Source organism: Oceanicola sp. D3 (assembly GCF_006351965.1).
Lineage (GTDB): Bacteria > Pseudomonadota > Alphaproteobacteria > Rhodobacterales > Rhodobacteraceae > Vannielia.
Genome location: NZ_CP040932.1, coordinates 473525 through 483365, shown reverse-complemented (window position 1 = coordinate 483365; position 9841 = coordinate 473525). Strand labels below are relative to the sequence as shown.

Annotated in this window: 21 protein-coding genes; 3 read left to right on the top strand and 18 right to left on the bottom strand. The window is 62.4% G+C overall.

The features are described from left to right. Nucleotides 1-54: 54 nt before the first annotated feature. The 14 genes from FHY55_RS02515 to FHY55_RS02450 form a co-directional block, all read right to left on the bottom strand. Nucleotides 55-831: an MBL fold metallo-hydrolase gene (locus tag FHY55_RS02515; protein ID WP_140012690.1), complete on the bottom strand. Its 777-nt coding sequence runs from the start codon at nt 829-831 to the stop codon at nt 55-57. A 347-nt stretch (nt 832-1178) separates the two neighbouring features. Further along, nucleotides 1179-1403 (bottom strand): hypothetical protein, encoded by a 225-nt coding sequence (locus tag FHY55_RS02510; protein ID WP_140012689.1) that lies wholly within the window; start codon nt 1401-1403, stop codon nt 1179-1181. Between the two features lie 120 nt (nt 1404-1523). Beyond that, nucleotides 1524-1712: a 50S ribosomal protein L30 gene (gene rpmD / locus FHY55_RS02505; RefSeq protein ID WP_140012688.1), complete on the bottom strand. Its 189-nt coding sequence runs from the start codon at nt 1710-1712 to the stop codon at nt 1524-1526. Nucleotides 1713-1723: 11 nt separating this feature from the next. Next, nucleotides 1724-2308 (bottom strand): 30S ribosomal protein S5, encoded by a 585-nt coding sequence (gene rpsE, locus FHY55_RS02500; protein ID WP_140012687.1) that lies wholly within the window; start codon nt 2306-2308, stop codon nt 1724-1726. A gap of 114 nt (nt 2309-2422) precedes the next feature. Beyond that, on the bottom strand, nt 2423-2782 hold the full coding sequence (gene rplR / locus FHY55_RS02495) for a 50S ribosomal protein L18 (protein WP_140012686.1): 360 nt from the start codon (nt 2780-2782) through the stop codon (nt 2423-2425). A gap of 11 nt (nt 2783-2793) precedes the next feature. Continuing rightward, the gene (rplF, locus tag FHY55_RS02490; RefSeq protein WP_140012685.1) at nt 2794-3324 is read right to left on the bottom strand and encodes a 50S ribosomal protein L6; all 531 of its coding nucleotides are present in this window, start codon (nt 3322-3324) and stop codon (nt 2794-2796) included. A gap of 12 nt (nt 3325-3336) precedes the next feature. After that, entirely contained in the window at nt 3337-3726 is a 390-nt protein-coding gene (rpsH, locus tag FHY55_RS02485) for a 30S ribosomal protein S8 (protein WP_140012684.1), read from the bottom strand. Nucleotides 3727-3741: 15 nt separating this feature from the next. Continuing rightward, nucleotides 3742-4047: a 30S ribosomal protein S14 gene (gene rpsN, locus FHY55_RS02480; protein ID WP_140012683.1), complete on the bottom strand. Its 306-nt coding sequence runs from the start codon at nt 4045-4047 to the stop codon at nt 3742-3744. An 11-nt stretch (nt 4048-4058) separates the two neighbouring features. Continuing rightward, on the bottom strand, nt 4059-4622 hold the full coding sequence (rplE, locus tag FHY55_RS02475; protein ID WP_140012682.1) for a 50S ribosomal protein L5: 564 nt from the start codon (nt 4620-4622) through the stop codon (nt 4059-4061). Continuing rightward, nucleotides 4615-4926 (bottom strand): 50S ribosomal protein L24, encoded by a 312-nt coding sequence (gene rplX / locus FHY55_RS02470; protein ID WP_140012681.1) that lies wholly within the window; start codon nt 4924-4926, stop codon nt 4615-4617. The genes rplE and rplX overlap by 8 nt, the downstream gene beginning before the upstream one ends. A gap of 1 nt (nt 4927) precedes the next feature. Continuing rightward, entirely contained in the window at nt 4928-5296 is a 369-nt protein-coding gene (rplN, locus tag FHY55_RS02465) for a 50S ribosomal protein L14 (RefSeq protein WP_074257809.1), read from the bottom strand. Between the two features lie 78 nt (nt 5297-5374). Continuing rightward, entirely contained in the window at nt 5375-5605 is a 231-nt protein-coding gene (gene rpsQ / locus FHY55_RS02460; RefSeq protein WP_140012680.1) for a 30S ribosomal protein S17, read from the bottom strand. A gap of 4 nt (nt 5606-5609) precedes the next feature. Continuing rightward, nucleotides 5610-5807: a 50S ribosomal protein L29 gene (rpmC, locus tag FHY55_RS02455; protein ID WP_140012679.1), complete on the bottom strand. Its 198-nt coding sequence runs from the start codon at nt 5805-5807 to the stop codon at nt 5610-5612. A gap of 164 nt (nt 5808-5971) precedes the next feature. After that, nucleotides 5972-6460, bottom strand: a complete 489-nt coding sequence (locus tag FHY55_RS02450; RefSeq protein WP_140012678.1) for a ferritin-like domain-containing protein — start codon at nt 6458-6460, stop codon at nt 5972-5974. A gap of 166 nt (nt 6461-6626) precedes the next feature. On the opposite strand from FHY55_RS02450, the gene FHY55_RS02445 reads away from it, so the two are divergent. From FHY55_RS02445 to FHY55_RS02435, 3 genes are all read left to right on the top strand, one after another. Further along, nucleotides 6627-7247 carry a 2OG-Fe(II) oxygenase family protein gene (locus FHY55_RS02445; protein WP_140012677.1) on the top strand — a complete coding sequence of 207 codons (621 nt, stop codon included), beginning with the start codon at nt 6627-6629 and terminating at the stop codon, nt 7245-7247. A 109-nt stretch (nt 7248-7356) separates the two neighbouring features. After that, nucleotides 7357-7665 (top strand): BrnT family toxin, encoded by a 309-nt coding sequence (locus tag FHY55_RS02440; RefSeq protein WP_140012676.1) that lies wholly within the window; start codon nt 7357-7359, stop codon nt 7663-7665. Next, nucleotides 7625-7885, top strand: coding sequence for a CopG family antitoxin (locus tag FHY55_RS02435; RefSeq protein WP_140012675.1), 261 nt, complete (start codon nt 7625-7627; stop codon nt 7883-7885). The genes FHY55_RS02440 and FHY55_RS02435 overlap by 41 nt, the downstream gene beginning before the upstream one ends. A gap of 125 nt (nt 7886-8010) precedes the next feature. On the opposite strand, the gene FHY55_RS02430 is transcribed toward FHY55_RS02435, so the two are convergent. The 4 genes from FHY55_RS02430 to rplV all read right to left on the bottom strand — a co-directional run bounded on the left by FHY55_RS02430 (nt 8011) and on the right by rplV (nt 9839). Beyond that, the gene (locus tag FHY55_RS02430) at nt 8011-8238 is read right to left on the bottom strand and encodes a DUF6552 family protein (RefSeq protein ID WP_074257803.1); all 228 of its coding nucleotides are present in this window, start codon (nt 8236-8238) and stop codon (nt 8011-8013) included. 90 nt (nt 8239-8328) lie between these two features. After that, nucleotides 8329-8742 (bottom strand): 50S ribosomal protein L16, encoded by a 414-nt coding sequence (gene rplP, locus FHY55_RS02425; RefSeq protein WP_140012674.1) that lies wholly within the window; start codon nt 8740-8742, stop codon nt 8329-8331. Between the two features lie 12 nt (nt 8743-8754). Continuing rightward, nucleotides 8755-9459: a 30S ribosomal protein S3 gene (gene rpsC, locus FHY55_RS02420; protein ID WP_140012673.1), complete on the bottom strand. Its 705-nt coding sequence runs from the start codon at nt 9457-9459 to the stop codon at nt 8755-8757. Further along, nucleotides 9459-9839 (bottom strand): 50S ribosomal protein L22, encoded by a 381-nt coding sequence (gene rplV / locus FHY55_RS02415; protein WP_140012672.1) that lies wholly within the window; start codon nt 9837-9839, stop codon nt 9459-9461. Before rplV ends, rpsC begins: the two co-directional genes overlap by 1 nt. Between the last annotated feature and the right edge of the window lie 2 nt (nt 9840-9841).

The window sequence follows — 9841 nt, the reverse complement described above, 5'->3', positions numbered from 1 at the left end:
ACAAGGCCCCGGAGATCGCTCCGGGGCCTTTTTACTTTTGGGTTTGGCTGCGAGTCAGGTTTCCATCTCGTCATACCAATTGCCAAACTTCACTTCGGCGGTATCGGCCACCATCGCGGCAAAGGCCTCGGGATCCTGCGTGCCACCATCCCGGCCCCGGTAGTGGTAGGGATAGACGTAGCTCGGGGCGAACTCCTTCACCGCACTCGCCGCCGCCTGTGCCGTCATGGTGAAGGGCAGGTTCATGCAGACGAAGGCGAGGTCGATGTCTTCCAGCGCGCGCATCTCGGGGATGTCTTCGGTGTCGCCCGAAATATAGGTGCGGAAGCCGTCGATGGTCAGCACATAGCCGTTGTCACGCCCCTGCGGGTGAAAGTTCAGCCGCTCCTCGGTGGTGTTGTAGGCCGGGATCGCATCAATCGCGACGCCGTTCCACTCGGTGCTGTCACCATTGGCCAGCACCTCTTCCGGCGCCATATCGGCAAGCTTCTCGGCCACCGCAGGGTTGGTGATGAGATGTGCCTCGCCCTTCAGCGCCGCAAGGGTCTCGGCGTTGAAGTGGTCGCCGTGCTCATGGGTGACGAGGATCAGATCGGGCTTGGGAAAGTCGGCATAGGCCGCCGCGTCGCCCACCGGATCGACATAGATGGTGCCCGCAGGCGTCTCCATCACAAAGCTGGCGTGATCGACCGGATGGATGGTGATGCTGCCGCCATCGGTTTCGAACATGTCGCCACCGTGGGCCTCGGCGCGGGCGGCATAGGGCAGGATGGTGATGGCCCCGGCGCTTGCTGCGGCGGTGGCCAGAAAGGTGCGTCTGGTCTGTGTCATGGCTGTCCTCTCCTGTTGATAGGAAAGGAGATAGGGCGCATTACCCCGCGGCAAATGACAATTCCGTAAGGCGCAGGCGATTCTGGCCGCCCCGGCAGAAATCAGCGGCGCGTTTGGCGCAGGTAGTCAGCCCAATGGGGGCAGGGTTCGGCCTTGATGCCGCGCGAGAGCAGCGAGACGAAGGCGAAAAGGCGGGTCATGTGAGTCTCCAGAATGGTCACGTTTCAGGCGGCCAGATACGCCTGATGCCCAAGGAATAACCACAGTTGAAATCGCATTGCCGCGATGCAGAAAACGCAGGGCTGCTCACCTACCCCGTAGGGTGGGCAATCTGCCCGCCACCCGGCCTAGCGAAACAGCGGAGAGTCCGTCTTCACCACGCCCTGGTAACACTCCAGCCCGCGCCGCGCGATTTCACCCTCCACCGCCCGCCGCTCAGAGGCATTCTCGGTGCGCTCATACCCGCCCTCCAGCTTGCAGAGATACTGGTCAGGGTAATTCATCACCGCCTCGGCATCACGGTATTTGCAGGCGGTGAGGAGAAGGAGAAGCGGAAGGGCTGCGCGGATCATGGGGCTGCTCGTTTTGTTGTTGGGTTTTCACCCACCCTACAGCGGCCTGAAAACGAAAACACCCCGGCTCTTTCGAACCGGGGTGCCTCAACTCTTTCGGCGGATGATCCGCCCGATCGCTTAGCCGCGCTCTTCGATGATCTCGACGAGGTGCGGAATCTTGGCGACCATGCCGCGAATGCTCGGGGAATCCTCAAGCTCGCGGGTTTTGTGCATCTTGTTCAGCCCGAGGCCGATCAGCGTTTCGCGCTGCTTGGCGGGGCGGCGGATCGGGGAGCCGATCTGCTTGACGACGATGGTTTTGGCCATTCTCAGTCTCCTCAGGCTTCCGCAGCTTCGTCAGCGGCGGGCGCGGCGGCATCTTCAGGCTTCTTGAGGATGTCGGCCACCTTCTTGCCGCGACGCTGCGCGACCATCCGGGGGCTGCTTTCCTTGGTGAGACCGTCCAGCGTGGCGCGGATCATGTTGTAGGGGTTTTGCGAACCGATCGACTTGGCGACCACGTCCTGAATGCCCAGCATCTCGAAGACGGCACGCATCGGACCACCTGCGATGATCCCGGTACCGGTCGGGGCGGTGCGCATCACGACCTTGCCGGCACCGTGGCGACCTTCCTGGTCGTGGTGCAGGGTGCGGCCTTCGCGCAGCGGCACGCGGATCATCTGGCGCTTGGCTTGCTCGGTGGCCTTGCGGATTGCCTCAGGCACCTCTTTGGCCTTGCCCTTGCCGAAGCCCACGCGGCCCTTCTGGTCGCCAACGACGACGAGCGCGGCGAAGCCGAAGCGCTTACCGCCCTTAACGGTCTTGGACACGCGGTTGATCGCCACGAGGCGATCGGCGAATTCGGGGGTCTCGTCGCGGTCGCGGCGGTTGCCACCCCGGCGGTTGTTGTCACGTTCAGCCATTCATGGCGTCCTTTTCTCAGGTGGCGCGCGGTGCGCCGGTTGTTTCAATCCAAGTGGCGCAACAGCTGCGCCCCGGATCATCGAGGGGGCCGCGCGGGCAGCCCCCTTCAATCGTCAGATCTTCAGACCACCCTCACGGGCAGCATCGGCGAGCGCCTTCACCCGACCGTGGAACAGAAAACCGCCCCGGTCGAAATAGGCCTCTTCCACGCCGGCCTTCTTGGCCCGCTCGGCAATCGCGGCGCCCACCTTGGTGGCGGCCTCCACGTTGTTCTTGCCGACCACGCCCAGATCCTTCTCCAGCGAGGAGGCGGAGGCGAGGGTGACGCCCTGCAGGTCGTCGATCAGCTGCACGCTGATGTTCTTGTTGCTGCGGTGGACGGAGAGCCGTGCGCGGCCCGCGTTCACCTTGCGAAGCTTGCTCCGAACGCGCATGCGGCGCTTCTGGAACAGTTGGCGTTTGGTGTTTGCCATGTGTCCGGTCCTTACCTCTTGCCTTCCTTGCGGAAGATGTACTCGTCTTTGTATTTGATGCCCTTGCCCTTGTAGGGCTCCGGCTTGCGCCATTCGCGGATGTTGGCCGCGACCTGGCCGACGAGTTGCTGATCTGCGCCTTCGACGATGATCTCGGTCTGCTTGGGGCAGGTGACGGTCACGCCTTCGGGCACGTCGAAGTTCACTTCGTGCGAGTAGCCCAGCGACAGCTTCAGGGTGTTGCCCTGCATCTGTGCCCGGTAACCCACGCCGTTGATCTCCAGCTCCTTCTTGAAGCCGTCGGTGACGCCCGCAACAAGGTTGGCCACCATGGTGCGGCTCATGCCCCACTGCTGGCGGGCCCGCTTGGAGGTGCCGCGCGGGGTGACCGAAACGGCATTCTCTTCAACGGCGAGCGTGACGTCGTCGGTGGCGGTGAAGCTGCGGGCACCCTTGGGGCCCTTCACTTCGATGGTTTGGCCGGAGATGGCAGCGGAGACACCGCTGGGCAGCTCGACCGGTCGTTTACCAATACGAGACATTGCGAAATCTCCTTAGAAGACAGTGCAGAGCACCTCACCGCCAACATTGGCGGAGCGGGCTGCTGCATCGGACATGACGCCGCGCGAAGTGGACACGATCGACACGCCAAGGCCCTGACGGACCTGCGGAATGTCGTTCACGCCCATGTAGACGCGACGGCCGGGCTTCGACACGCGCTTGAGGTCGCGGATCACCGGGGTGCCTTCGTAGTACTTCAGGCTGATCTCGATTTCCGGATGTGCGGTGCCTTCCACGGGCTCGTAGCCGCGGATGTAGCCTTCGTCGGCCAGCACATCGAGAACCCAGGCGCGGAGCTTGGAGGCGGGCGTGCGGACGGTGGACTTGCCACGCATCTGCGCGTTGCGGATACGGGTGAGCATATCGCCGAGAGGATCGTTCATCTCAAATAACCTCCCTTACCAGGACGACTTGACCATGCCGGGGATCTGACCGTTGGAGGCCAGCTCGCGCAGCATGATACGAGACATCTTGAGTTTGCGGTAATACGCCTTCGGACGGCCAGTGAGCTGGCAGCGGTTGTGAAGGCGGGTGGGCGACGAGTTGCGCGGCAGCTTGGCCAGCTTCAGGCGCGCCTTGAAGCGCTCTTCCATCGGCTTGCTCTCGTCATTGGCGATCTCTTTCAGCGCAGCACGCTTGGCGGCATATTGCTCCACCAGCTTCTGACGCTTCTTCTCGCGTTCGATCATTGCTTTCTTTGCCATGGTCGGTGTCCTCAGCTGGTGAAGGGCATGTTGAACTGGGTCAACAGTGCCTTTGCTTCCGCGTCGGTTGCCGCGGTGGTGCAAATGATGATGTCCATGCCCCAGACTTCGTCGACCTTGTCGAACTCGATCTCGGGGAAGACGATGTGCTCTTTCAGGCCCATGGCGTAGTTGCCACGGCCATCGAAGCTTTTGCCCGAGATGCCGCGGAAGTCGCGGATGCGGGGCATGGCGATGGTGATGAGACGGTCGAGGAATTCATACATCCGCTCGCCGCGCAGGGTCACCTTGGCACCCAGCGGCATCTCTTCACGCACCCGGAAGCCGGCGATGGATTTCTTGGCCGTGGTCACCATGGCCTGCTGGCCGGCGATCTTGGTCAGGTCTTCCTGGGCCGACTTGGCCTTCTTGCTGTCGCGCACGGCTTCGGCACCACAGCCGATGTTGAGCACGATCTTGTCCAGACGCGGGATCTGCATGTCGTTCTTGTAGCCGAACTCTTCTTTCAGAGCGGCGCGAACGGTCTCGTCGAAATGCGTCTTGAGACGGGGGGTGTAGTTGGCAGCATCAAGCATCGATCACGTCTCCCGTGGTCTTGGCAACGCGCACCTTCTTGCCGTCTTCAACCTTGAAGCCAACGCGGGTGGGTTTGCCGTTGGCATCCACGTAGGCGAGGTTGGAGAGGTCGATGGGCATCGCCTGCGGCACGCGGCCGCCCTGGGCGTTCTGGCTCTGGCGCTGGTGACGGATGGCCATGTTCAGCCCTTCCACCACGGCCTTGCCGGCCTTCGGGTCGACCGAGACGATATCGCCGGTCTTGCCCTTGTCCTTGCCGGTGAGCACGATAACCGTGTCACCCTTCTTCAGTTTCGCAGCCATCTTACAGCACCTCCGGGGCGAGCGAGATGATCTTCATGAAGTTCTTCGAGCGAAGCTCGCGAACGACTGGGCCGAAGATACGGGTCCCGACAGGCTCGTTGTTGTTGTTGAGGATGACGGCGGCGTTGCGATCAAAACGGATCGCGGTGCCGTCTTCGCGGCGAACTTCCTTGGCGGTGCGAACGACGACGGCTTTACGCACGTCACCCTTCTTCACGCGACCGCGCGGGATGGCTTCCTTGACGGAGACGACAATGATGTCGCCCACCGAAGCGTATTTACGCTTGGAACCACCCAGGACCTTGATGCACTGAACCCGGCGCGCGCCGGAGTTGTCAGCTACATCCAGATTGGTCTGCATCTGGATCATTTAGGTTTCTCCCGACCTATGGGGGCTGTTCTCGTTAGCTCCCCCAGGGTTTCGCTCAAACCGAAAGGTCTGTTGGCCTCAGGCCGTCAGAACCTCCCAGCGTTTCGTCTTCGATTTCGGCGCACATTCCTGAATGCGAACCTGATCGCCCACCTTGAAGCTGTTGGCTTCATCGTGAGCGCGATACTTTTTGGATTTCCGCACAGTCTTGTGCAGCAGCGGGTGCTTGAAGCGGCGCTCGACGAGGACGGTCACGGTCTGTTCGTTCTGGTCGCTGGTCACGACGCCGGTGAGGATACGTTTGGGCATCGTCTTACGCCTCCGCCTTGGCTTTTTCGTTGAGGATCGTCTTCACACGGGCCACGTCACGACGGACGGTGCGCATGCGGGCGGTGTTCTCGATGGAGCCACCGGCCTGCTGGAAACGCAGGTTGAAGGCTTCTTTCTTGAGGTCGACAAGAGCATCGCGGAGCTGATCCGGCGTCTTGTCACGCAGTTCCTGGGCGTTCATCGCCATCTTCCTTTTTCAACAGTCACCGGCGGGCCCCTTGTGGGTGACCCCGTTTCCGATGGAGTTCACATGGTGAAGGCCGCCCTATAGGGGGGAATCGGAAGTGTGGCAAGGGGTTTTTCCCGGTGCGCGCACCGCAGCGGGGGCACGCGCACCGGATAGGCTCATTCGGCCCCGGAGTCGAGGCCACCGGAAACGAACTTGGTGGTGTAGGCCTGCAGCCCGAGTCGTTCCATCAGGCCGAGTTGCAGATCGAGCCAGTTCTGGTGGCCCACCTCGTCAATCGCGATCTCTTCGAAGAGTGCCTTGCTGGCCAGATCGCCGGCGTCCCATGCGGCGCGGGCGGCCTCGGTATAAAACGCGATGGCATCGCGCTCGTCCTTCAGATCGGAGCTGAACATGTCCTGCAGGGAGCTTGCAACCTTCGGAGTTTCGGCAAAGCCCATCTCAGGTGCGCCGCCGAGTTCGAAGATCCGGGCGAGGAAACGGTCGGAATGGCCAAGCTCTTCTGCAAATTCCTCGCGCATCTGGGCCGCCAGCAGATCGAGCCCCCAGTCGTCGAGCAGATGGGCGTGCAACTGATACTGGTGCGCCGCCGTCATTTCCATCTGGAGCGCGGTATTCAGGTTCTTCAGTGTGGTGTCGTTCGACATGATCTTACGCCTTTTCGGTCATAGAGCTGATACATTCGTACATATGCATGTTTGCCCAGATTATAAGCCCAGAGCGCCGCTTGTCTGAAGAAATCCTGTCCGCGCGCGCCAATCCGCTGCAACGCGCGTTCTGGCCTTGGCGGCGCCCATGCGCTACGTCCGGATCATGGCCCAGATCTCATCTCTCTTCGTGACCCGCCTCTACCGCGCCGCCCTGTCGGAGCAAAAGCCCGCCGTCGACCCGCAGGAGCTGGAAGCCAGCTGCTTCACCATCGCCGAGGATGACGAGGCCGGGCAGGAATGGTGCGAGGAAAACGGGTATCCCGGCTACACCTCATACGCCTCCCTCTCCGACCTCCCCTGGCGCTTCCCGATCTTCAAGGCGCTCGCCAAGAACCTCGACGCCCACGTCGCCGCCTTCACCGAAGACCTCCAGTTCGACCTCGACGGACGGGCGCTGGTGCTCGAAGACCTCTGGATCAACATCCTGCCCGAAGGCGGCACCCACGGCTCCCACATCCACCCCCACGCGGTAATCTCGGGCACCACCTACGTGTCGATGCCCGAAGGCACCTCGGCGCTGAAACTGGAAGACCCGCGCTCCGCCCGCATGATGGCCGCGCCCATGCGCCGCAAGCACTGCCGCGAAGAACTGAAACGCTTCGTCTCGGTCGCCCCGGCCGTGGGCGACGTGCTGCTATGGGAGTCCTGGCTCCGGCATGAGGTGCCGATGAACATGGCCGAGGAAGAGCGGGTGTCGGTGAGTTTCAATTATCGGTGGGAGTGAGGGCCAGCCCGCGCCCCGCGCGACACTCACTCCAATGGAGCGATTGAGGCACGAACAGGCAGTGCCCGCCGACCTTGATTTTGTACATACAAACGTGCATATATAGCCCATGAAAATCGCCGGGGTTGATTGGGATGCCGGGAATTGGCCGAAGTGCGGAAAGCACGGTGTGTCTCAGGCGGAGATCGAGCATGTGCTCCGCACCATGACCCTCCGCATCCCTGATCCGTTTCCCGGAGAGCCGCGCTTTCGGACCGCCGGGCAAACGCCGGAAGGCCGCCACGTGTTCTTGGTCTACATGCACCGGGAGAAAGACGGCGCCCTGTGGCTCCGCCCGATCAACGCGCGCTACATGCACGCCAAGGAGATACGACGCTATGAAGACGCAAAAGAAGCCATGGCCAAGCCTCCCGAGTGACGCGGCGGCGGAAGCCTTCGTGGAAGAAGCCGACCTGTCGGAGTTCGACTGGGGAGCCGCCGAACCCGCAGCTTACGAGTTCGAAGACAAATCCGCCCGCGTCACCATGCGGATGCCCGAAAGCCAACTCGCCGCCATCCGCGCCGAGGCAGAGAAGCGCGGGGTGAAGTATCAGCGTTTCATGCGGGAGCTGATGGAGCGCGGGATGCGGACGTTGTGATAATCGGCGCGAGGCCGACGCAATCCTCGCGCCATGGAATGCCAACGCGGCCGATCTATACGCACCGCCAATAGGTAGGTCTCAACTGCTGGTCGCGGTAAGCCCCAGAGTCGATGAGCTGGGCATCAAGCCGGTGCCCCCGAGTTCAGATAGCCCACGAAAAGCGAGATGAACGCGCCGACGTGGACGACCATGATCGCCCGGTCCTTCCACATGACACCCACGGCAAACCACAGCAGGATTCCGACGAAGAAGGCAAAAACGTTCCACGGCACCACATTTAGCCCCGTCAGGCCGTAGCCGACGAGTTGAATGGCCGTCGCCACCCATTTGACCGTATCGACAGTCTTCATCGCTCACTCTCCCAAAAAACGGAAACCCCCGCCGGATCACTCCAGCGGGGACTTCAATCTCGTAGGGTGGGCAATCTGCCCACCACCCGATCACCAGTCTTCGCGGACCACGGTGCGGGTCTTGATCGGCAGCTTCATCGCGGCCAGGCGGAGCGCCTCGCGGGCGATCTCCTCGGACACGCCGTCGATCTCGAACATCACGCGGCCGGGCTTCACCTTGGCGGCCCAGAAATCCACCGAGCCCTTACCTTTACCCATCCGGACTTCGACCGGCTTGGAGGTGACGGGCAGATCGGGGAAGATCCGGATCCAGACGCGGCCCTGACGCTTCATGTGGCGCGTCATGGCACGGCGTGCAGCCTCGATCTGACGGGCGGTGATGCGCTCGGGCTCCACCGCTTTCAGGCCGAAGGTGCCGAAGTTCAGGTCAGACCCGCCCTTCGCCTCGCCGCGGATGCGGCCCTTGTGCATCTTGCGGAATTTCGTGCGTTTTGGTTGCAGCATTATTCCAACTCCTTACCGGTCACGGCGGGGGCGCGGGCCTCCGCCTTCCTGGAGCTCTTGGGCTTTACGATCGCGAGCCGACGGGTCGTGCTCCATGATCTCGCCTTTGAAGATCCAAACCTTGATGCCGATGATGCCGTAGGGCGTGGAGCCTTCGGCGTGTGCATAGTCGATGTCGGCCCGCAGGGTGTGCAGGGGAACGCGGCCCTCGCGATACCACTCGGTCCGGGCGATCTCGGCACCGCCAAGGCGGCCCGCGACGTTGACCCGGATGCCAAGGGCACCCATGCGCATGGCGTTCTGCACCGAGCGCTTCATGGCGCGGCGGAACGACACCCGGCGCTCGAGCTGCTGCGCGATGCTTTCGGCCACCAGGGCGGCGTCCAGCTCGGGCTTGCGCACTTCAACGATGTTGAGGTGCAGCTCGCTGTCGGTCATGTTCGCCAGCTTGCGGCGCAGACCTTCGATGTCAGCGCCTTTCTTGCCGATGATCACGCCGGGGCGCGCGGTGTGGACCGTCACCCGGCACTTGCGGTGCGGGCGCTCGATGATCACACGGCTGACGCCGGCCTGCTTGCACTCTTCCTCGATGAACTCGCGGATCGCGATGTCTTCGAGCAGAAGGTTGCCGTAGTCCTTGGTATCGGCATACCAGCGGCTGTCCCAGGTGCGGTTCACCTGAAGCCGCATACCGATCGGATTGACCTTGTTACCCATCAGGCTTGCTCCTCGATCTGGCGGACCTTGATGGTCAGCTCGGCAAACGGCTTGACGATGCGGCCAAAACGGCCACGGGCACGCGGGCGACCGCGCTTCATCGTCAGGTTCTTGCCGACCCAGGCCTCAGCGACGATCAGCTCGTCGACGTCCAGGTTGTGGTTGTTCTCGGCGTTGGCGATGGCGGACTGAAGGCATTTCTTCACGTCCACGGCGATCCGCTTCTTGGAGAAGGTGAGATCGGCCAGAGCCTTCTCGACCTTCTTGCCACGGATCATCGCAGCGACGAGGTTCAGCTTTTGCGGCGAGGTGCGAAGCATGCGGGCCTTGGCCAGTGCCTCGTTGTCTTCCACGCGGCGGGGATTCTTGTCCTTGCCCATGG

Coding starts and splice junctions, on each gene's coding strand:
- FHY55_RS02515 (WP_140012690.1), bottom strand. CDS start 831: ATGACACAGACCAGACGCACCTTTCTGGCCACCGCCGCAGCAAGCGCC.
- FHY55_RS02510 (WP_140012689.1), bottom strand. CDS start 1,403: ATGATCCGCGCAGCCCTTCCGCTTCTCCTTCTCCTCACCGCCTGCAAA.
- rpmD (WP_140012688.1), bottom strand. CDS start 1,712: ATGGCCAAAACCATCGTCGTCAAGCAGATCGGCTCCCCGATCCGCCGC.
- rpsE (WP_140012687.1), bottom strand. CDS start 2,308: ATGGCTGAACGTGACAACAACCGCCGGGGTGGCAACCGCCGCGACCGC.
- rplR (WP_140012686.1), bottom strand. CDS start 2,782: ATGGCAAACACCAAACGCCAACTGTTCCAGAAGCGCCGCATGCGCGTT.
- rplF (WP_140012685.1), bottom strand. CDS start 3,324: ATGTCTCGTATTGGTAAACGACCGGTCGAGCTGCCCAGCGGTGTCTCC.
- rpsH (WP_140012684.1), bottom strand. CDS start 3,726: ATGAACGATCCTCTCGGCGATATGCTCACCCGTATCCGCAACGCGCAG.
- rpsN (WP_140012683.1), bottom strand. CDS start 4,047: ATGGCAAAGAAAGCAATGATCGAACGCGAGAAGAAGCGTCAGAAGCTG.
- rplE (WP_140012682.1), bottom strand. CDS start 4,622: ATGCTTGATGCTGCCAACTACACCCCCCGTCTCAAGACGCATTTCGAC.
- rplX (WP_140012681.1), bottom strand. CDS start 4,926: ATGGCTGCGAAACTGAAGAAGGGTGACACGGTTATCGTGCTCACCGGC.
- rplN (WP_074257809.1), bottom strand. CDS start 5,296: ATGATCCAGATGCAGACCAATCTGGATGTAGCTGACAACTCCGGCGCG.
- rpsQ (WP_140012680.1), bottom strand. CDS start 5,605: ATGCCCAAACGTATCCTCACCGGCGTCGTGACCAGCGACCAGAACGAA.
- rpmC (WP_140012679.1), bottom strand. CDS start 5,807: ATGAACGCCCAGGAACTGCGTGACAAGACGCCGGATCAGCTCCGCGAT.
- FHY55_RS02450 (WP_140012678.1), bottom strand. CDS start 6,460: ATGTCGAACGACACCACACTGAAGAACCTGAATACCGCGCTCCAGATG.
- FHY55_RS02445 (WP_140012677.1), top strand. CDS start 6,627: ATGGCCCAGATCTCATCTCTCTTCGTGACCCGCCTCTACCGCGCCGCC.
- FHY55_RS02440 (WP_140012676.1), top strand. CDS start 7,357: ATGAAAATCGCCGGGGTTGATTGGGATGCCGGGAATTGGCCGAAGTGC.
- FHY55_RS02435 (WP_140012675.1), top strand. CDS start 7,625: ATGAAGACGCAAAAGAAGCCATGGCCAAGCCTCCCGAGTGACGCGGCG.
- FHY55_RS02430 (WP_074257803.1), bottom strand. CDS start 8,238: ATGAAGACTGTCGATACGGTCAAATGGGTGGCGACGGCCATTCAACTC.
- rplP (WP_140012674.1), bottom strand. CDS start 8,742: ATGCTGCAACCAAAACGCACGAAATTCCGCAAGATGCACAAGGGCCGC.
- rpsC (WP_140012673.1), bottom strand. CDS start 9,459: ATGGGTAACAAGGTCAATCCGATCGGTATGCGGCTTCAGGTGAACCGC.
- rplV (WP_140012672.1), bottom strand. CDS start 9,839: ATGGGCAAGGACAAGAATCCCCGCCGCGTGGAAGACAACGAGGCACTG.